The organism is Micromonospora sp. NBC_00858 (genome assembly GCF_045207365.1).
In the GTDB taxonomy this organism is placed as follows: Bacteria; Actinomycetota; Actinomycetes; order Mycobacteriales; family Micromonosporaceae; genus Micromonospora.
On sequence record NZ_CP108828.1, the window covers coordinates 3741778 to 3760542 of the forward strand.

At 70.5% G+C, this 18765-nt stretch carries 14 protein-coding genes; 4 read left to right on the forward strand and 10 right to left on the reverse strand.

Going from position 1 to position 18765, the window contains the following annotated elements; translation table 11 throughout:
• The first annotated feature begins 12 nt into the window (after positions 1 to 12).
• Positions 13 to 1269: an acyltransferase family protein gene (locus OG990_RS17420; RefSeq protein ID WP_386991595.1), complete on the forward strand. Its 1257-nt coding sequence runs from the start codon at positions 13 to 15 to the stop codon at positions 1267 to 1269.
• On the opposite strand, the gene OG990_RS17425 is transcribed toward OG990_RS17420, so the two are convergent.
• The 3 genes from OG990_RS17425 to OG990_RS17435 are packed head-to-tail and all read right to left on the reverse strand — an operon-like array spanning position 1232 to position 4653.
• The gene (locus OG990_RS17425) at positions 1232 to 2248 is read right to left on the reverse strand and encodes a hypothetical protein (protein WP_406081510.1); all 1017 of its coding nucleotides are present in this window, start codon (positions 2246 to 2248) and stop codon (positions 1232 to 1234) included. The genes OG990_RS17420 and OG990_RS17425 overlap by 38 nt on opposite strands.
• Positions 2245 to 3525: an MFS transporter gene (locus OG990_RS17430; RefSeq protein WP_406081511.1), complete on the reverse strand. Its 1281-nt coding sequence runs from the start codon at positions 3523 to 3525 to the stop codon at positions 2245 to 2247. Before OG990_RS17430 ends, OG990_RS17425 begins: the two co-directional genes overlap by 4 nt.
• A 12-nt stretch (positions 3526 to 3537) precedes the next feature.
• Positions 3538 to 4653 (reverse strand): DegT/DnrJ/EryC1/StrS family aminotransferase, encoded by a 1116-nt coding sequence (locus tag OG990_RS17435; protein ID WP_386991601.1) that lies wholly within the window; start codon positions 4651 to 4653, stop codon positions 3538 to 3540.
• A 615-nt stretch (positions 4654 to 5268) separates the two neighbouring features.
• On the opposite strand from OG990_RS17435, the gene OG990_RS17440 reads away from it, so the two are divergent.
• From OG990_RS17440 to OG990_RS17450, 3 genes are read left to right on the forward strand one after another with little or no spacing between them, the layout of a single operon-like run.
• Positions 5269 to 6111 carry a thiamine pyrophosphate-dependent dehydrogenase E1 component subunit alpha gene (locus OG990_RS17440; protein WP_406081513.1) on the forward strand — a complete coding sequence of 281 codons (843 nt, stop codon included), beginning with the start codon at positions 5269 to 5271 and terminating at the stop codon, positions 6109 to 6111.
• Positions 6108 to 7118 carry an alpha-ketoacid dehydrogenase subunit beta gene (locus tag OG990_RS17445; RefSeq protein WP_386991605.1) on the forward strand — a complete coding sequence of 337 codons (1011 nt, stop codon included), beginning with the start codon at positions 6108 to 6110 and terminating at the stop codon, positions 7116 to 7118. The genes OG990_RS17440 and OG990_RS17445 overlap by 4 nt, the downstream gene beginning before the upstream one ends.
• 25 nt (positions 7119 to 7143) lie before the next feature.
• A complete protein-coding gene (locus OG990_RS17450; protein WP_386991607.1) occupies positions 7144 to 8271 on the forward strand; it encodes a biotin/lipoyl-containing protein in 1128 nt (375 codons plus the stop codon).
• A 24-nt stretch (positions 8272 to 8295) separates the two neighbouring features.
• Here the strand turns inward: OG990_RS17450 and OG990_RS17455 are convergent, their stop codons facing one another.
• From OG990_RS17455 to OG990_RS17485, 7 genes are all read right to left on the reverse strand, one after another.
• Entirely contained in the window at positions 8296 to 9339 is a 1044-nt protein-coding gene (locus OG990_RS17455; RefSeq protein ID WP_406081515.1) for a glycosyltransferase family 2 protein, read from the reverse strand.
• Between the two features lie 75 nt (positions 9340 to 9414).
• The gene (locus OG990_RS17460) at positions 9415 to 12408 is read right to left on the reverse strand and encodes a N,N-dimethylformamidase beta subunit family domain-containing protein (protein WP_406081517.1); all 2994 of its coding nucleotides are present in this window, start codon (positions 12406 to 12408) and stop codon (positions 9415 to 9417) included.
• A 400-nt stretch (positions 12409 to 12808) separates the two neighbouring features.
• Complete coding sequence (locus OG990_RS17465) at positions 12809 to 13999, reverse strand: hypothetical protein (RefSeq protein WP_386991612.1); 1191 nt, start codon at positions 13997 to 13999, stop codon at positions 12809 to 12811.
• A 26-nt stretch (positions 14000 to 14025) separates the two neighbouring features.
• A complete protein-coding gene (locus tag OG990_RS17470) occupies positions 14026 to 14829 on the reverse strand; it encodes a glycosyltransferase family 2 protein (protein WP_406081519.1) in 804 nt (267 codons plus the stop codon).
• A gap of 14 nt (positions 14830 to 14843) precedes the next feature.
• Complete coding sequence (locus OG990_RS17475) at positions 14844 to 16319, reverse strand: oligosaccharide flippase family protein (protein ID WP_406081521.1); 1476 nt, start codon at positions 16317 to 16319, stop codon at positions 14844 to 14846.
• Entirely contained in the window at positions 16316 to 17683 is a 1368-nt protein-coding gene (locus tag OG990_RS17480; protein WP_406081523.1) for an O-antigen ligase family protein, read from the reverse strand. The genes OG990_RS17475 and OG990_RS17480 overlap by 4 nt, the downstream gene beginning before the upstream one ends.
• On the reverse strand, positions 17658 to 18635 hold the full coding sequence (locus OG990_RS17485; protein WP_406081524.1) for a hypothetical protein: 978 nt from the start codon (positions 18633 to 18635) through the stop codon (positions 17658 to 17660). The genes OG990_RS17480 and OG990_RS17485 overlap by 26 nt, the downstream gene beginning before the upstream one ends.
• Between the last annotated feature and the right edge of the window lie 130 nt (positions 18636 to 18765).

The following is an 18765-nucleotide window of genomic DNA, read 5'->3' on the forward strand; positions in this document are numbered from 1 at the left end:
TTGACTTTCGCCGTGGTGGCCGGAACCCGGGCGAGGCGGACCCTCGCCGCTGCCTGTGCGTCGGCGGACAACAGCTTCGGCTTTCTCCGGCTGATGTTCGCCTTCGCCGTGCTCGTGTCCCATTCGCTGCCGCTCGGCTTCGGCGCGGACGACCCGGGCGCCGGCCTCACGAACGGCCAGACGGCGCTCGGCGAGATCGGAATCCTGGGCTTCTTCGTCATCTCCGGCTTTCTCATCACCCGCAGCGGCACCCGGGTTCCGGTGCTTCGATACCTCTGGCACCGTGGCCTCCGGATCCTTCCGGGCCTGTGGGTGTGCCTCGTGGTGACGGCCTTCGTCTTCGCCCCGATCGTGTCCCTGTGGGAGCGCGGCACGCTCCACGGCCTCTTCGCCGCCTCCGACGGACCGTTCCAGTACGTCGTCAGCAACGCGTTCATCGCGATCGGGCAGTACGGCATCTCCGGCCTGCTGCTGGACACCCCGTACGGGCAGCGCACCGGCACGTCGGTCTTCGACGGCTCGCTCTGGAGCCTCATCTACGAGGTGCTCTGCTACCTCCTGGTCGCCGGGTTGGCGGCCGTCGGTGTGCTGCGCCGGGCCCGGTGGCTCGTGACGATCCTCGCGCTGGCCGGGGCCGGCGTCCTGCTGCACGACCTGCTCCGGGCACCGGAGATCCCGGGGCCGCAGGGCGTGCACGGCCCGGTCTTCGGGGTCAGCGGGCTGGACAGCTACTCCCTCGTCTACCTGACCTACGTCTTCCTCCTGGGCGCCGTGTGCCAACTCTACCGGGAGCGGCTCGTCCTGCACGACGGCCTCGCCGTCGCCGCCGCCGCGGTCGTGCTCGCCACCACCCAGTTCGGCGCGTTCGCGGTGCTGGGCTACCCCGCCTTCGCCTACCTCGTCCTGTGGCTGGCGGTCCGCCTGCCGCGCTGGACCCGCCGGGTCGGCCGCCGGCACGACTACTCCTACGGCTGCTACATCTACGCCTTCCCGGTCCAGCAACTCCTGGCCCTGGTGGGCGTGCCGCGGCTCGGCCTGGTTCCCTACGTCGCGATCTGCACCGTCGCCACGGTCGCGCTCGCCGTTGGATCCTGGCACCTGGTCGAGCGGCCGGCGATGGCGCTGAAGGCCTGGTCGCCACGCCGTCGTGACACCACGACGGAGGTCCCCCGACGAGCGCCGGAGCCGGCGACCGGGAAGGTCCCCGCCGCGGTCGGGGCGGAGGAGGCGACTACCGCACGACCGCCGGCGACCAGGCATCGCGGATGAACAACTCGGCAATCCCACCGCCGTCCGCGCGCACGACCCAGAGGTCGCTCGTCGACGGTCCCTCCCCGCTGCGCGGCAGGCCGTAGATCACCCGGCGGTCGTCGAGCCACTCGATCTGGTCGTCCACGCTGCGCTGCTCGGACAGGATGGTCGACCTGGCGGTGGCGAGGTCGTACACCGCGATCCGCCAGTGCCCCGGCGCCTGGCCGGCCCGCGTCTTGACCGCGATCCGGGTGCCGTCCGGCGAGAGCGAGGGGCACTCCGCGTCCTTTCGAAGCGCGACGAGTCGCTGTTCGCGAAGGCTGCCCCGGACCAGCCAGGTCCGGCCGCCCGACGCCGCCGTCGCGTAGAAGGTGTCCCCGTCGGCGAACGTGACCCCCCAGAGATTGCGGTCCGCGGTCGTCACCCGCCTGCCGTCGACGATCAGCTGGAAGTGCTCGATGTTGGTGGAATGCCCGTCGGCAACCCTGGTCACGAGAGTCTCGGTGGAGAACTCGCCGGGGGTGGAGTAGCTGTGCCCCGCGACGAAGGTGGTCGTCGCCACGAGCGACCCGTCACGCGACAGCCGGGTGCGGCTCGGCACGCCGGAGAGCGGCAGCTCGCGGGTGACCCTCCAGTCGGGACCGAGAACCTGGGCGCGGTACGTGGTGACCAGGCCGGGCTTGGCGTACAGGCACACCGCCTCGCCGCGCCGGGCGTAGACGCGGTCGCAGGCGGCCGGGGTGAACGTTCGGGGCCCGGCCGGGTCGATGAGCGGGACCACCGCCACCCGGCCGTAGTCGCTACCGGCCACAGTGCTGCGGAAAGCGACATGGGCGTCGGCGGTCACCGCCGTGAGGTCCGGACCGGTGGGCATCTGCGGCGCCGTCGCCACGACCTGGGTCTGCTCCCGACGGACGGAGTAGATGTAGCCCACCGTGCCGAGCAGGGTGACCAGGACGATGACGGCCAGGGTCCAGACCCGTACCCGCCCGCTCATCGCTGGTCCTCCGCCGCCGCGTCGACGCCGGGCACCGCCACGGGATCGGGGCGGTGCTGCCCCGACAGCAGCCAAGCGGCCATCACCACTCCCGTCATCAACAGGCCGGCCAACAGACAGAGAGCCGCCTGGCGGCCCAACAGCTGCCACAGACTGCCGAAGGCGAGCGCGCCGGCGAACCGTGCGATCACGACGACGGTCTGGGCGGCGGCGATACCGCTCCCCCGCGCGTCGCTGGTCACTCTGCGGCTGACCAGCGCGGCGAGCACGCCGTCGGTCGCGGCGTAGAACGTACCCAGCAGGACCAGGGCCGTAGCCGTCACCCCCAGGCCGCCCAGCGGCGCGGCGGCGACCAGGTACGCGACGAGCAGCGCCAAGTGGCCCCCGACGAAGACGCGCGAGCGCCCGACCCGGTCGGCGAGGCGGCCCAGCGGGATCGCCAAGGCGAGATAGGCGACGTTCGTGCCGACGAACAGCAGCGGGAAATAGCTCGCCGCGAACTGGTCGCGATCCTGCAGGGACAGGTAGACGAACCCGTCGCCGATCGTGAACAGGCCCAGCACGCCGGCGGCGATCAGCGGACGCCGGAGGCGGGGACCGGTCAGTTCCCGGAGCACCCGCCGTACCGGCAGGGCCGCCGTCGGTCGGCGGCGCCGGTCCGGCACGAAGAGGACCATGACGGCGACGCCCAGCACGGCGAACGCGAACGACGCGACGAATACCGCCGAGTAGCCCCCTGGCAGGAACCACAGCAGCGAGAACGCCACCAATGGGCCGGCGGCCGCTCCGATGGTGTCCAGGGTCCGGTGGACGCCGAACGAGCGGCCCAGCGTGCGCGGATCCGACGCATCCGCGATGAGTGCGTCCCGTGGCGCCGTACGCAGCCCCTTGCCCAGCCGGTCCGCGGTCACCACCGCGGTGACCGCGCCGAGCCCGTGCGCGGGCAGCATGGCCAGCCGGCTCGCCGCCGAGAGGGCGTAGCCGGCGGTGGCGACCCACTTCGGCCGGTCGGACCGGTCGCCGAGATACCCGCCGAGGATTCTGACCAGCGCGCTGGCGCCCTGGTAGAGCCCGTCGACCAGGCCGTACGCCAGCACACCGAGCCCGAGCTCGGCGGTGAGATAGACCGGCAGCACCGCAGCGACCATCTCCGACGAGACGTCGGTGAGCAGGCTGACGACGCCGAGCAGCACCACGGTGGCGCCGACCCGGGGCAGCCTGCTGCCGCGCTCGCCGGCCGGATCGGCGCCTGGGCGGTCCCGGACCGATACGTACATGGCGGGGTCGCGTCAGGCCACTGACCGCAGCGCGGCCGCGAGCGCGCGCGCGACGGTTGCCTGCTGGTCGGCGGTGATCTGCGGGAACAGCGGCAGGGACAGGATCTCGGTGGCCGCCCGCTCGGCATGCGGGAAGCTGCCCGGACCGTACGGCAGGTCCGCGAACGCCGGCGTCAGGTGGACCGGACAGGGGTAGTGGATGCCCGCGCCCACGCCGGCCTCGTTCAGCCGCCGCAGGACCTCGTCGCGGCGCCCGGCGCCCCCGGGGATCCGCACCACGTAGAGGTGCCACACGTGCTCGTTCCCAGCGAAAACGACGGGACGCGTCACGTCAAGGGGCGCGAGCAGTTCGTCGTAGCGAGCAGCCGCGGCCCGGCGGGCGTCGTTCCACGCGGCCAGGCGGGTCAGCTTGGCCCGCAGCACCACCGCCTGCAGCGCGTCGAGCCGGCTGTTGACCCCGATCAACTCGTGGACGTACTTCGCCAGGCCGCCGTGACTGCCCAGGGTGCGTACCACCGTGGCCAGGCCGGCGTCGTCCGTCAGCACCGCCCCCGCATCACCGTACGCCCCCAGATTCTTGCCCGGGTAGAAGCTGGTGGCCGCGACGCCGCCGGTGCCGGCTCCGGCGCCGGTGCGGGTGGCACCCTGGCACTGCGCGGCGTCCTCCACGATCGCTACGCCGCGGCCGGCGAGTCCGGCGCGGAGCCGCTCGACCGGGGCGAGCTGCCCGTAGAGGTGGACGGGGACCACCGCCCGGGTGGCCGGGCCGACGGCGGCCAGGGCGGCGTCGACGTCGACGAGGTAGGTCGCCGGGTCGATGTCGACGAGCACGACGCGGGCCCCGATCCGGGCCACGGCCTCGGCGGTCGCGACGAACGTGTTCGCCGGCAGCACCACCTCGTCCCCGGCCCGCACGCCGGTCGCCCGCAGGGCCAGCTCGACCGCGTCCGTGCCGTTGGCAACCCCGACGCAATGCTGGACGCCCGAGAACGTAGCGAACTCCCGCTCGAAGGCCGCGACCTCCTCGCCACCGACGAACGCCGTGTTCTCGATGACGCGCTTGAAGCCGGTGCTGACCTCCTCGGCCACTTCGACGTGGGCGGCCCGCAGGTCGACGAGTGGAATCATCTGGCGCTACTCCATCTGCCGCGATCGCGGCGGGCAGGGGTCGATCAGCGACCGGGCGGACCCGACGGTGACCGGACGGCCCGGAGCCTCGGTCGGCAACCGGTCGGTGCGGGTGACGATCGGTGCGGCTGGCGGTCGTACCGGCCGACCCGGCAGGCAAGCTACCAAGCGAGGCGGGCGGCGGAAGGACCGTGACGGGTATCCGGCAGAACGGTTCTCGTCACGCCCCAGGCCGTACCGACTGGGCTAGTGTGCCAGCGACGGCGGCGCGGCGAAGCCGCCGCACGGCCACGGGCAGTTGTCCATTCAGTCGGATTCCCGAGATCCCCGTCGACACGGGATGGATAAAGGTTTCTCCTGTCGAATGGACGAAGCCCGGTAACGTGGCCGCGGCAGGCCCGGGTCATTGCGCCCATGGCACGGAGCGTGCCGTGCGGAAAAGGAAGGCGGACAGTGTCGACGGCAACCACATGGCGCGGCGTGAATCTGGCCGAACCTGATCTCCGGCCGGCGGCTGGTGCTGATGGCATCGCCTCTCCGTACGTTCCTGGTCCTGTCGACGAACGGCTCACCGGATTACCCGGCGAATCCGACGAGCGTCGGCTCTACCGGCGCATGCGCTTTATCCGCCGCTTCGAGGAAACCCTGCTCTCGCTCTTTGAAGAGGGCGTCCTAAATGGCACGACACACGCGTGCATCGGTCAGGAGGCCGACGCGGTGGCGGTGATGGAGCACCTGGTCGAGGAGGACCACGTGTTCAGCAACCACCGGTGCCACGGTCACTACCTCGCCCGCACCGGGGATGCGCTCGGGCTGCTCGCCGAGATCATGGGCAAGGAGGCCGGGATGTGTCGGGGCATCGGCGGTAGCCAGCACATCTGCGCGCCCGGCTTCAAGTCCAACGGCGTCCAGGGCGGCATCGTCCCGGCCGCCGCCGGGATCGCCCTCGCCGGCCAGCTCGACGGCAGCCGCCGGGTGAGCGTCGTGTTCATCGGCGACGGCACCCTGGGCGAGGGGTTGCTCTACGAGACGTTGAACATCGCCGCGCTCTGGCGGCTGCCGCTCCTCGTGGTCTGCGAGGACAACCGGTGGGCGCAGAGCACGCCGATCGGGGCCAACCTGGCGGGCAGCATGCCGGGCCGCTTCGAGGCCTTCGGCGTCCCGGTACGCGAGGTCGACAGCACCGACGTGCTGGAGTTGCGCGCGGCCGCCGGGGCGGAGGTCGACGCGGTCCGCCGCGGAGCCGGTCCCCGGGTCCTGCTGATCCACACCTACCGGCTGTGCCACCACTCCAAGAGCGACGACGAACGTCCCGCCGAGGAGATCGCCGCCCGGTGGGCCGTCGAGCCGTTGCTGGTCCACGGTCGTCGCCTGCGCGACGACGAACGGCGGATCGTCGACGGCGAGGTGGAGACCGCGCTGGCCGAGGTGGTCGCGACCGCGAGGGCGCTGCGGTGATCTTCGCCAAGGAGCTGAACGAGACGCTGCGCGCCTGCCTCACCGCCGACCCTCGGGTGCTCGTGCTCGGTGAGGACATCGCCGACCCGTACGGCGGAGCGTTCAAGGTGACCCGGGGGCTCTCCACCGCCTTCCCGGACCGGGTCCGCACGACGCCGATCAGCGAGGGGGCGATTGCCGGGATCTCCGCCGGGCTGGCGCTTGCCGGCTACCGGCCCATCGCCGAGATCATGTTCGGGGACTTCCTCACCCTCGTCTTCGATCAGGTGGTCAACCACATCGCCAAGTACCAGGCGATGTACGCCGGCCAGGCGGCCTGCCCGGTCATCATGCGCGCCCCCTCCGGCGGCCACCGAGGATACGGTCCGACGCACAGCCAGAGCCTGGAGAAGCACTTCCTCGGCGTGCCGCATCTGCGGGTGGTCGCCGCGTCGCTGCTGCACGATCCCCGGGCGGTCTTCGACGAGTTCCTCAGCCAGGACAGCCCGGTCCTCTACGTGGAGCACAAGCTGCTCTACCCGCAGCACCTGACCGTGCCCGAGGACGGTCGGTGGGGCGACCTGCTGGCGACGCGGGACGCCAGCCCCGGCATGCTGCCGACGGTCTGCCTCTCCGCGGTGCCCCGCGAGGAGTGCGCGGTGACCGTGCTGGCCTACGGATACCAGGCCATGCTCGCCGCGAAAGTGGTCGAACGGCTCGCCGTCGAGGAAGAGATCTTCGTCGAGCTGCTGGTGCCCGCTCAGCTCGCCCCGATGGACTGGGCGCCGGTCGAGCGCTCCGTCGGCGTCACCGGACGGCTGGTCACCGTGGAGGAGGGCAGCGGCGGTTGGTCGTGGGGCACCGAGGCGGCCGCGACGATCTCCCGCCGGCTGTTCCGGGAGCTGCGTTCCCCCGTCGACGTCGTGGCCAGCGAGCCCACCGTCATCCCGTCAGCCAAGGCCAAGGAGAGCCGGGTCCTGGTCGGCGAGGGCCGAATCGAGGCGGCGCTGCGCGCCGCGGCCGCCTGAGTCCAGGGCCCGTTGAGGAGAGAGTGTGAAGCCGGTAATCGTTCCGACCAGCGACGTCAACAGCGAGCACGGCGTGCTCGTGGAATGGTTCGTCGACGACGGAGCCAAGGTGGAGGCGGACACCCTGCTCGCCGAGATCGAGACCAGCAAGGCGGTGCTCGAGGTCGTCGCTCCCGAGGCCGGCATCGTCCTGCAGCTGGCCGAGCGGCTGCAGGAGGTCCCCCTCTCCGAGCCGATCGCCATGCTCTTCGAGACGTCGGCCGACCTCGCCGAGTACGTGCGGGAGCGCGAGACGCGGGCGGCGGCCGCGGCGGCGGCTCCGGCACCCGTCCGGGCGAGCGTCAAGGCCGTGCGGCGGGCCGCGGAACTCGGCGTCGACCTGGCTACCCTCCAACTGGGACGGCTGATCACCGTCAAGGACGTGGAGGCGACCGCCCGCGAGGCCAGCGTCGGCTACGATGCCCTCCCGGCGCCGCTGGCGGCCGAGCCCGGGGTGCAGCGCATCCTGCTCATCGGCGGGGCGCTGGGCGCCACCCAGGTCCTCGACATCCTGGCCGGATCCGCGACGCAGCGGGCCGTCGCCATTGTGGACGACGACCCGCAGCGGTGGGGTGCCGACGTGCACGGCGTGCCGATCGTCGGCGGAACGGACCGCCTCGCCGCGCTCTTCGCCGAGGATGCCTACGACGCCGCGATCATCGCGATCGGCACCTCCGTGGAGACCCGACGGCGCTTCCGTGAGATGTGCGCGCAGGCCGGGATCCCCCTGGCGAACGCCATCGATCCCACCGCCAAGATCGCTACCGACGTGGTCCTCGGGCAGGGGAACATCATCTGCGCCTTCGCGCACCTCGGCACCGGGGTGCGGATGGGAGACAACAACTTCCTCTCCGCCTTCAACTCGTTCGACCACCACAGTCGGATCGGCTCCGACAACGCGACCGGCCCGTCCTGTGTCTCGTCGGGCAAGGTGACGGTGGGCGACCGGGTGCGGCTCGGCACCGGCATCTTCATCGAGCCGAACGTCGTCCTGGGTGACGGGGTGGTGGTCGCCTCCGGCGCGGTGATCGTCCGATCGGTGCCGGCCGAGCACGCCGTCAAGACGAAGGTCGTCACGACGACGGTGGTGCCGCCGCGCCGGTCCGGCCGGTAGCACCGCCCGGGCCGGGGTGGTCCGTCAGATGCCGCGCCGCTTCCAGGACTGCCACCAGAGCCACTCCCGGCCCTTGGCGGCGACCGCGGTGAGCACCAGCGGCTGAAGGTACGGCATCACCGTCGGCCCGATCCGCTTCCGGATGCGCAGGCCGCGGTACTCCGGCAGCGCGCGGTACTCCGGCCAGCAATCCGCGGCGAACGCGATCAGCTCGCCCTCGGGCACGCTCGCGGTGCGCCCTCGGTCGTAGGCCCGCACCGCGCGCCGCAGGGCGTGGCGGGCGAGGCGCCGGCGCACCATCGCGTCGAGCCGGTGGGCGTCGGGCAGCAGATCGCCGCAGCGCCGCATCACCGCGTCGTACGCGGTCCTACGCTGGCGCAGGTCGTCCAGTTGGCCGGCGTAGTCCGTCTGCGACATGTTCGCGCCGTGCAGGCGGTAGTACGCCTGGTCCGCCCCGCGCACATAGCCGACGTCGGCGTGCGCGGCCAGCCGCATCCACATCTCGATGTCGCCGGCGTGCGGCAGTTCGGGATCGTAGCCGCCCACCTTGCGCTGCAGGTCCGTACGCACCACGACTTCGGGCGAGGTGATGCAGCCGGTGGCCTCGCGAAACCGTCGCTCCAGCCACCAGTGCCCGGGCCAGACGGTGTGGCCCAGGTCCCGGGTGCGGGCCGGCGGCGGACCGGGGTGGGTGAAATGCACCGGGTGCCCGTAGACGAAGCCGACGTTCGGGTTGGCGTCCAGCACGCCTGCCGCCCGGGTCAGGGCGCCCGGCGTCAGGAGGTCGTCGGCGGAGAGCAGCACGGCGTAGTCGCCGTCGGCCCACTCCAGCAGGCCCTCGTTGTAGGTGGCGATGTGGCCACGGTTGGTCTCGTGGACCCGGACCTCGACCCGTGGGTCCGCCGCCGCGATGGCACGCGCCTTCTCCGCCGAGTCGTCCGGCGAGGCGTCATCGATGATGAGCACGCGTACGTCGACGTCAGGCTGGTTGTCGAGCACACTGCTCACGCATGCCTGGAGATAGTCCCCGTACCGGTAGCACGGAATGACCACACTGACCGTACTCACTGACACCCTTCCGTTGGCCCGTCCGCGCCCGGTGCCGCGGGCCCGCACCGGTACCGGTGCGGGGTCCGCGGCCGTTCACGGAGTCGTCGTGAAAACCACATCAACCCAGTAGTTCGCCGCATTCCAGCTGAAGGTCGGGAAGGCGACACCGGAACCGGCTCGGAAGAGGCCGTTCCCGCCGTTCGGTGAGTCGGCGATCGCCGTCAGCGGGTAGGACACCGTCGGTTGGGTGAACTGGTTACCCGTGTAGGCGTAGCGACCCATATCCGTGTGGTACGAGACCACGTACGGTGTGTTGGCCGTGATGGCGACCGGCTGGTCGAACAGCAGCGTCTGCCAGCCGGTGCTGCTCTCGTTCGTGAAGGTCCCGGTGGCGAGCTGCGCGCCGGTGTTCGACCAGAGGGTGCCGGTGTGCGTGCCGGTGTTGGCACTGCCCTTGTAGAACCGCACGCCCGTCACGTAGCCGTCGAGTGCCGAGGTGATCCGCATGCCCAGCTCCAGGGAGTTCACCTCGGAGGCGTTGGGGATCGCCGGTACCACGGAGTCGTTCCAGACCGAGCAGGGGCAACTGACCGACGTGCCGGTGGTGAAGGTCCAGGTGTACGGCGCCGCCATCGTGTTGCCCCAGGCGTCGGTCGCCCGCACCGAGGCGGTGTAGGTGGTCGACGGGGTCAGGGCGTGCTGCGGCTGGACGGTCAGCTTGCGCGTGGTGTTGTCGTAGCGGAAGCCCGCCGGGACGGAACCGCCACTCGAGGTGAGCGAGTACTCGATGCTCTGCGGGTCGACGTCGTGGCTGAAGGTCGCGGTCGGCGTGGCATTGAGCCCGACATCGGACGCGCCCGCCGCCGGGGTCTTCGCGGTGATCGTCGGTGGCTCGGTCTCGGCCCCCACCGTGTCGACGAGGACGTCGACCCAGTAGTTCGTGTTGTTCCAGCTCAGGTTCGGGAAGCCCCCGCCCGAGCCGTACCGGTAGACGCCGTTCGCGCCGTCCACCCCCGACTGCAGCAGCCGTACGGCCGACAGCCCCGCGCCCTGGTTGGCGAAGTAGTTGCTGGTGTACGAGTAGTGCCCGGTGGGCGTGTAGTACGACGCCACATAGGTGGTGTTGGCGGCGACCGGCACGGGATTGGCGAAGGTCAGCGTCTGCCAACCGCTCGCGGTTTCGTTGGTGAACGTACCGGATGCGAGCAGTTGGCCCGACGCGGTCCACAGCTTCCCGACGTGCGTGCCGGTGTTCGTGCCGGCCTTGTAGAACTTGACACCGGTCACCAGGCTCGGCGCGCCGACCCGGAACTTCACCCCGAGCTCGTTCGGCGAGGCATCGAAGGAGTCGACTCCGGTCGGCACGGCGGTGGCCGGAAACGCCGTGCAGGGGCACTGCTGCGGTCCGACGGTCACGCTCCGGGTGGTGACCGCCCCGATGTTCAGGCTGTCGTCGGAGGCCCGCACCTTGATCTGCGCGGGGCCCTGGGCGCTCGGGGTCCAGGTGTAGGACCAGTTCCCCTGCCCGGTGGCGGCCGCCCAGGTGTTGCCGCCGTCCGTGGAGACCTCCACGCGGCCCAGTTGGCCGCCGCCGACCTCCGCCGCGGTCCCGGTGACGGTCACCGGCGTGAGGACCGCCACGGTGCTACCGGCCGCCGGCGCGGTCATGGTCACCGCCGGTCCGGTGGTGTCGGTGGATTTGGTGGCGGCGACCAGGTTGGCCTGCCGGGTCAGCGGCTGGGCGCCCATGTCGGCGAGCAGGTTGACGGTCGCCTGCTGCATGCGCTGGTCCTCGGTGCTGGGCAGCATCGTGTGCAGGCTGCTGAGCCCCCACGACCACTGCACCGTGCCGGCGCCGAAGACCAGGGCCCCGGAGGACTGGTCGCGATAGGCGACCAGGCTGTGCGTGGCCGTGCCGTTCCCGTAGTTGTTCCCCTCGTCGAGCAGCAGCGTGCCGTCGGTGATGGCCAGCGTCGTCGACGAGAAGGCCACCGCGCCCGGCGGGCGGACCGAGTTCTCGACGTCGGAGTCCCACTCGTAGCCGAGCGTGCCTACGGGGAACGTGGCCACCTGCCCGGACGCCAGGTTGTTGATGGACGGGATGTTCCGCCAGAGGCGAAGGTTCCGGTACACGGCCGGGACGGTGATCGCGTCGTTGCGGTAGCCGTTGACGGTGAAGATGGTCCCGGTGAGCTGGTTGGGCGGGGTGGCACCGCCCGAGCCGGCACCCACCGAGTCGACCCAGGTGCCGGTCCACTGCCCGCTCGGGTCCGCGATCCCGTTCGGCGGGTTCTGCCGCATCTTGGTCATCTTGTAGCAGACGAGGGTGCGGTTGTCACCGCCACCGCTGGCGACCGACGGCTCCAGCCGGGTGCGCCAGAAGACCTCGTTGCCGCTGAAGAAGGCCAGGTTCACGCCCGCCTCGCGGGCGGCGACCACGTTGTTCCACTGGGCCTGGTTCCAGTACTCGTCATGCCCGGAGGACATGAAGACCTTGTGGTCGAGCAGGCTTGACGGCTTGGTGCTCACGTCGATGCTCGAGGTGTAACTGACGTCGTACCCGTTGCGCTCGAGCCAGTAGATCATCGGGTACTCGGCCGAGAGGATGCCGTTGTCGCCGGCGATCCGCATGGGACGGTTGTAGCTCACCTTGTAGGCCCGGCCGTCGTACGCCGGCCCGCCCCCACCGTAGAGGTCCTGGCCGCCCCAGTCGTTGTACGCCTGCCAGGTCTGGTCCGAGGTCTGCACCAGGATGTCGGAGTGGTTCGCCGGATCCACGACGACGAACGGCACGTGCGCGAAGCCGGCGCCGTTGGGCTGGTCGAGCGTCGCGAGATAGACCCCGGAGACGGCGTCGGACGGCACCGTCCAGGTCACGTTGGTGGTCCAGTTGCCGCAGTCCACCAGTCCGGTGCCCGCGTCGTGCAGGCACGCCGGCTGGGTCCGGGCGGGGAAACTACTCGTCGGTGAGGTCGGCATCCTCCGCGCACCGTCACCGCCGTAGTAGCCGAGCCGGTAGATGTCGACCTCGAAGGTGGTCGGGGACTGCACCTTCAACTGGAGCGTCTCGCCCGGCTGAATACTCATCCGGGTGGAGAATCCTTCGATATCGCCCCAGGCACTTTCGCCGTACCAGTCGTCAAGCGGTGTGCCCGGTTTCGAGTTCTCACAGACGACGGGGTTGGAGCCGGTGCCACAAGGATCGGACACGGCTGAACTCGCTGACGCGGGAATCAGCACCAAGGCTGCTCCCGTGGCGGCCGCTACCGCGGCCCGAAACACCCGAGACCTCATTACAGATCGCCTGCTTCTCAAAGGAGGGCCGCCGGACGCTACTGAGCGTACGTAAGCGCCGGGGAGATACCAGATCTACAGGTGTCGCGCCGCGACACCATTCGGTCAGTATCGCGCCGGGTATCGCCCCGATGATCGTTCCCGACGCGCAGCCACTCGGCTCGCCACGCACAGCCGACCGGACGGAGTCCGGTCAGGACGGTCGGGGCACCGCCTTACCGGTGGGCGTACCGTCAATCGAGCCCACGACATTGTTGGACCACTCCGCATAGGTGACCGAGCAGTCCGAACCGCATTGGCTGGTGTGCCCCCAATGGGTGGGGCCGAAGACATTGTCGCGCAGCCGCAGGCCGATCCCGTCCTGGGCGTACAGGCCGAATGCGCCGAGCGAGATGAAGCTGTCCCGAACCAGGTAATCGCGCAAAGTGGAGATTCCCTCACTCTGTGTGAACAACACTGCGGTAATCGCCTTCCAGTAGCCCGGCACCTCCTTTCCGGTGAAGGCGTCGACCCCCGGTTCCAGGCGGCTGTTACTGATGGTCACCGGTCCACTGCCGCCGTACGGGAAGACGCCCCCGGTGTGCGCCTGGGACGGGTCGGCGAGGTGGGCGATGTAGTTGTCGTGGAGCCAGCTCCGCTCGATGGTGACGTTGGCTCCGCACAGGCACATGCCGCCGGTGTTCGCCACGTCCACGCCGCTGATCCGGATCGTGCAGGTGGCACAGTCGTTGATGGCGTGATCGGTCAGCGCGGCGTTCTGCTGCCCGCCGGCGACCGGCTCCGGCCGGATGGTCGTGTTCCTGATGTTCAGCGTGAGGCGGCCGGCGGAGTTGGCGTTGACCAGGATGGCCCGGTTGGCCGAGCCCGGCGGCGGGGCGATTATCGAGTTCGTGATGTTGACCGTGCCGTGGCAGTCGGTGCCGATGTAGATGAAGGCACGGAAGTAGATCCGGTCCAGGTTGACCGTGCCCTTGCAGTCGTACAGGTCCCATTCCTTGCTGGCCCGGTCGTGCGGTTCGTACACCCGGTAGCCGCGTGGCACGGGCAGCTGGGCGTCCGACTGCCGGTAGCGCCCGACGCCCGGTGCGCCGATCGAGAAGCGAGCGGGATAGCGGCCGCCACCGGTGGAGTCGGCGGCCCGCGCCGTGGCGGAGGCAGGTGCGGAGCCCGCCGCGGTGGGGGTCGGCACGGGAGTGGCCGGCGTGGGCGTGGCCCCGGCCGTGGTGGCCGCCTGGCACCGCGCCGGGGTCGCGCAGCCGGTCGGCTCGGCCGCGCCGCGGTCCAGTGCCACCACCGTGACGGCGGCCCCGACCAGGAGCACGCCGGCCGCCGCCAGGACCGGCCAACGCCTGCCGGTGCTACGCCTCTTCCCGGGCATCGACACCCGACCTCCTTCCGGTCCCGCCCGACCTACATCCGTTCCCAGGTCGTCCAGTAGCTGTTCGGGTTGATCACGTACTCGACCGTCGGCTCGGGGATGTGCTCCACCCGGTGGCGCCGGCTGAACCGGTAGATCAGCTCCCAGTCCTCCTTCGGCGCCACCGTGGAACTGCGGCGCAGCCGGCTGAACACCAGGTCCGACGACCGTCTCGCCACGAAGGGGTTGGAATCCAGGAAGCACCTCTCCCAGGCGAGCTTGCGGTCGAACGCCACGGAGAGGACGTCGCGCTGGAGCCCGTCCGGCGTCACCCGGCGCATCGCGGTGTAGACCCCGTCCGGCCGTGGGCGCGACGGGTCGTCGTCCTGCAGCCGGGCGAGCGCGGTCTGCAGGTGATGCGGATGCCAGGCGTTGTCGTCGTCGAGGAACGCCACGAACCGGGAATCCGCCAGGCCCATCCCGATGTTGCGGCTGATCCCCAGCACGTTGATGTTGCGGCGCAGGCTGACCACGTGCAGGCGGGGGTCGGCCGGCAGCTCGGGGATCTGGCCGCCGCCGTCGTCGACAACGATGACGACGTGGTCGGTCACGGTCTGGGCCAGCACCGACTCCACCGCCCGCCGCAATCCGTCCGGCCGTTTGTAGGTCAACACGATCGTCGCCACCAGGGCACGGGGCTTGACGCCGCCGGGCAGCGTGGCCAGCAGCCGGGCGATCTCGGACCGTTCGAACCGGTAGAGCCCGACCGCGGTGTGCCCGAGCAGCACCTTGTTGCGCAGCTCCTCGAGAGGCAGCCAGCCGAAGGTCGCGCGCAGGCGCCGCTTCACCCAACTCATCTATGAGTCTCCACTCAGCTCTGTGCGACCGTCGCCAACGGCTTATCACCGTCAGGCTCCGCCTCGCGGCCCGTTTGCGACCGGTCCGTCCGGCCGCTGCGCAGCAGCGGCCGGACGAAGGGCAGATAGACCGCCACTGCGGCCAGCCCGATGATTGCCAGCGAAAGGAAGCCGCCGCCGAGGACGAGGTGCAACCCCCAGGCCAGGACGCCCACTGCCACCCCGCCGAGCGCCGGCCGGACGCAGGCGCGCAGCATCAGCGCGGGCCGGATGCCCAACCGGGACAGCACCACGACGAAGACCGGTGCGACGAGCAGACCGGCCACCACCACCTGCCCGGCGGCCACGCCCGCGATGCCGAACCGGTGGGCGAACAACAGGAGCACCGGAGTCAGGCTGAACAGCCACCAGGCCTGCATCAGCATCAGGGTCTTGCGCACCCGGGTGGCCAGGCAGTCGTACGCCAGGTCGACGGCGACCCGGATCAGGCCCAGCCCCACCAGGAACTGCAGGGCCACCGCCGCCCCGGCCCACTGGTCGCCGTACACCAGGCGGATGACCGGGTCGGCGAGCACCCCCAGCAGCACGCAGCAGGGCACAGCGGCGGCCAGCACCACGGCCAGCGCCCGCTGGAAGCCGGCGGCGAACGCCTCCGGCGAATCCGCTAGGCGGGAGAAACCGGCGTACGACACCCGGCGCACGGTGTCCGACACGATCCGGACCGGCCAGCTCGACATGTTAAAGGCCATCGCGTACAGACCGAGCGCGGCCGGACCGAGCACCGAGCTGACGACGACCGAGTCGACGTTGACGATGCCGAGAGTGAGCAGACTCGCCGACGCCAGGGGAAGCCCGAACCGCAGCAACCGGGCGGCCTGCGTCCGGTCCCAGCCAAACCGAAGCATGTCGGGGGCACAGAGCGCGAACCCGACCAGCGCCACGATGTTGCCCGCGAGCGAGCCCCACGCGAAGGCCACCGCCCCCATCCCGGCGGCGGCCAGGGCGATCGTGACGGCGGTGTTCACGAGGAAGTTGGCGACGTCGACAACGGTGCGCCGGAACTGCTGGAACTCCCGGTTCAGCTTGCCAATCGGCACGCAGGCGATGCCGTCGATGACCACGGTGAGGCAGAGCAGCCGCAGCATTTCCGTCGCCTCTGGCGACCCCAGCAGGCGCGCCACCGCCGGCGCCGTGACGAAGAGCACGAGATAGAAGGCGCTGCTGGAGAGGGTCGACAACGTCAGGACGGTCGGCGCGAACCGCTTGATGTCGCCGTCCCAGCGCACGAGGGCCAGGCTGACGCCCATCTCGTTCAGGGAGAGCAGCATCGCCAGGACCAGCGACCCGACGGCGTACAGCCCCCACTCGTACGGCCCGAAGAACAGCCGCGCCAGCACGACACCCGTCGCGAACGTGCCCACTCGACGTACGACGGTGTTGATCATGCTCCATCGGGCCGCCGCGGCGACCTTCTGGTTCAGGTCCGTCACAGAGCCGGATCTCCCCTCTGGAGCTCCTCGGAGCGGGCGATGCCGAGGTACGCGCCCGAAAGACCGAGAAACAGGAACGACGTCCCGGCCACCATCGGAAAGCTAAGCGTGTCGAAGGTGAAGGTCACCACCAGCATCACGAATCCGACAGCTACGAAGGCCTGGCCGGTCTCCCGGCGGGCCGGATCGGTGAACCGCCGCCGGCCGGCGCCGCCGCAGTGCAGCGTGGTGACATAGACGAGGACGATGCTCACCACGCCGACGACGCCCATCTCCAACAAGGCAAGCAGATACTGGTTGTCGGTGTAGCGGTACATCAGCGGCAGGAAGGTGCCGAAGCCCCGGCCCGTCCAGAGCCGCTCGACGATGTAGGCGTTGACGCTCGCGCTCGTCGCGGTGCGGGACTGGGTGCTGTTGTCGCCGCCGTTCAACATCGCGGTGAAAAGGCCCATGATCGTCACGAAGAGGCCCGGCAGCGCCAGCCTCGCCACGGCCAGCGACGGCAGCACGGTGGCGAACGTCCACCCGATCCGCCGCGCGTTCCAGGTCGGCAGGAGCACGAGCAGCACCACGCCCAGACCCACCACGGAGGTCCGGGAGACGGTGGTGATGGCGCCCATCGCGATCAGCACGACCGGCAACCAGCGGCGCATTGCCTTGCGCTCACCGCCGTGGAACGCCTGCTGGAGAGCGAACGGCAGCGCCAGGGCCATGACGGCGGCGAGTTCGAGGGTGTTCGCGGCGGTCGCGGTGGGCCGGACGAAGGCACCCCTGGTGACCAGTTCCTGGGCGCCGCTCGACATCCCCGGGATCTGGATCCAGGCGGTCAGGCTCGTCCCCAGCACGAACTCGCCCAGGGCGACGACCGCGATGACGGTGCAGCACCGCACGAAGACCCGCAACAGCCGGTCGAGGTGGTCGTAGCTCCGGACCGACGTGGCGAGAAGCACTATGGACGTCCACACCAGGAGCTGGATCAGCCCCCGGTCGGCCGCGCTCACCTCCAGCGGCTCCGCGTCCCGTCGGGCGGCGGCGACGTAGCTGAGCAGCACGGCCACCGCGACGCCGAAGAGAGCGAGCCGGGGCGCCCGGGTGAACGGCGCCGGCCGAGCCCGCCGCATCAGCCAACTGGCCAGAAACCACACCAGGCCGACGAGAACGAACAGACTCGCCACCGTCCCGGTTGCCCCGATGCCCGGGAAGACCAACCGGGACGGCACGAGCATCAGGAAAACGACGTAGAGGGTCAGCAGTGAATGGGGTCCGAGGCTGACGATGCGCTGCTGGGAGAGATAGACCCGGCTGGTTCGCCGCAGCGCCGAGACTGCGGCGGGATGGCTAGCTTCCGTTACGCCGGTCGACATTCTGGCCTCTGTGGTGGGACCTCTCAGAGGACCGGTACGTGGTGGACGGCGCCCCCGACGGCGAGGCTTTCCACGCCCCGCTCTCCTGCCGCGGAGCCGGCCCCGTCCCGGGCCGCACGCTGAGGATCACCGTCTCCTCGGCTCCGCCGCGACTGCCGCGACCCTCGACGCCGTTCGTGACCACCGCGGGCTTTCCCAGGACAGCACGGTCGTCCCGCTCGGGGTTCGGCGGCTGCGGGCGCCGGGCCGGGGCCGGTCGGCCGGGCACGTTGGCGGAGCCGCCGGCAGCGACCGGGGCGGGCGCGGCGGCAGCGGTGGCCAGCTCCTGACGTCGCTGGCGGGACCGCGCCAGGCTCTCCACCACGAACGTCAGCAGCAGGGCGAACGCGGCGGTGCCGCCACCGGCCGCGATCACCAACTTGAGCTTGTCCTTGAGCTGCGGCTCGGGCTTCTGCGGCGGGATGATCTCGGTCATCCGGACCATGTCCCGCTCCTTGACGTCGTTCTTCGACTGGATCTTCGCCAGCTTGGCCTCGGCGTACCGCGCGATCGTCGCGGTCGAGGCAAGCAGGTGGGCCTGGTCCGTGCCGGTGACGGTGAAGGTCAGGAAGGGTCCCTGCGCGCCCTCAGCCAGCCCGACCTCGAAGTCCTCGGTCACCCCCATCTTAAGTAGCTCCGCCTGGGCATCGGTGGACTGGAGGCTGCGACCGAGGAAGTCGGCGGTGGCGACGAGGGAACCGTTGAAGTTGAGGAACGGGTTGTCGTTGTGCTCGCCCGGCGTGGCTGCATCGGACGCGGCCGGCGAGCTGAGCAGGCTGACGGTGGTGGTCGACTGGTACGAGGTCGGCACCAGCACGAAGGCGGCAATGCCGAGCCCGACCGCCAAGACCATCATCGGCAGGAGGATGTACCAGCGGGCGCGAGCCACCGAGAGGATCTCGCCTAGGTCCACGACGCCCCTCCAACTTCTCTAGGACGTCAGTCGTCGGTAATTGAAAGAGCATTCCTCGACACCGGGGACGGTTCCGCGCCGAAGGTCGAAGTCAAGCTATACAGACCGGAGGCACGACGGCTACCGCCGA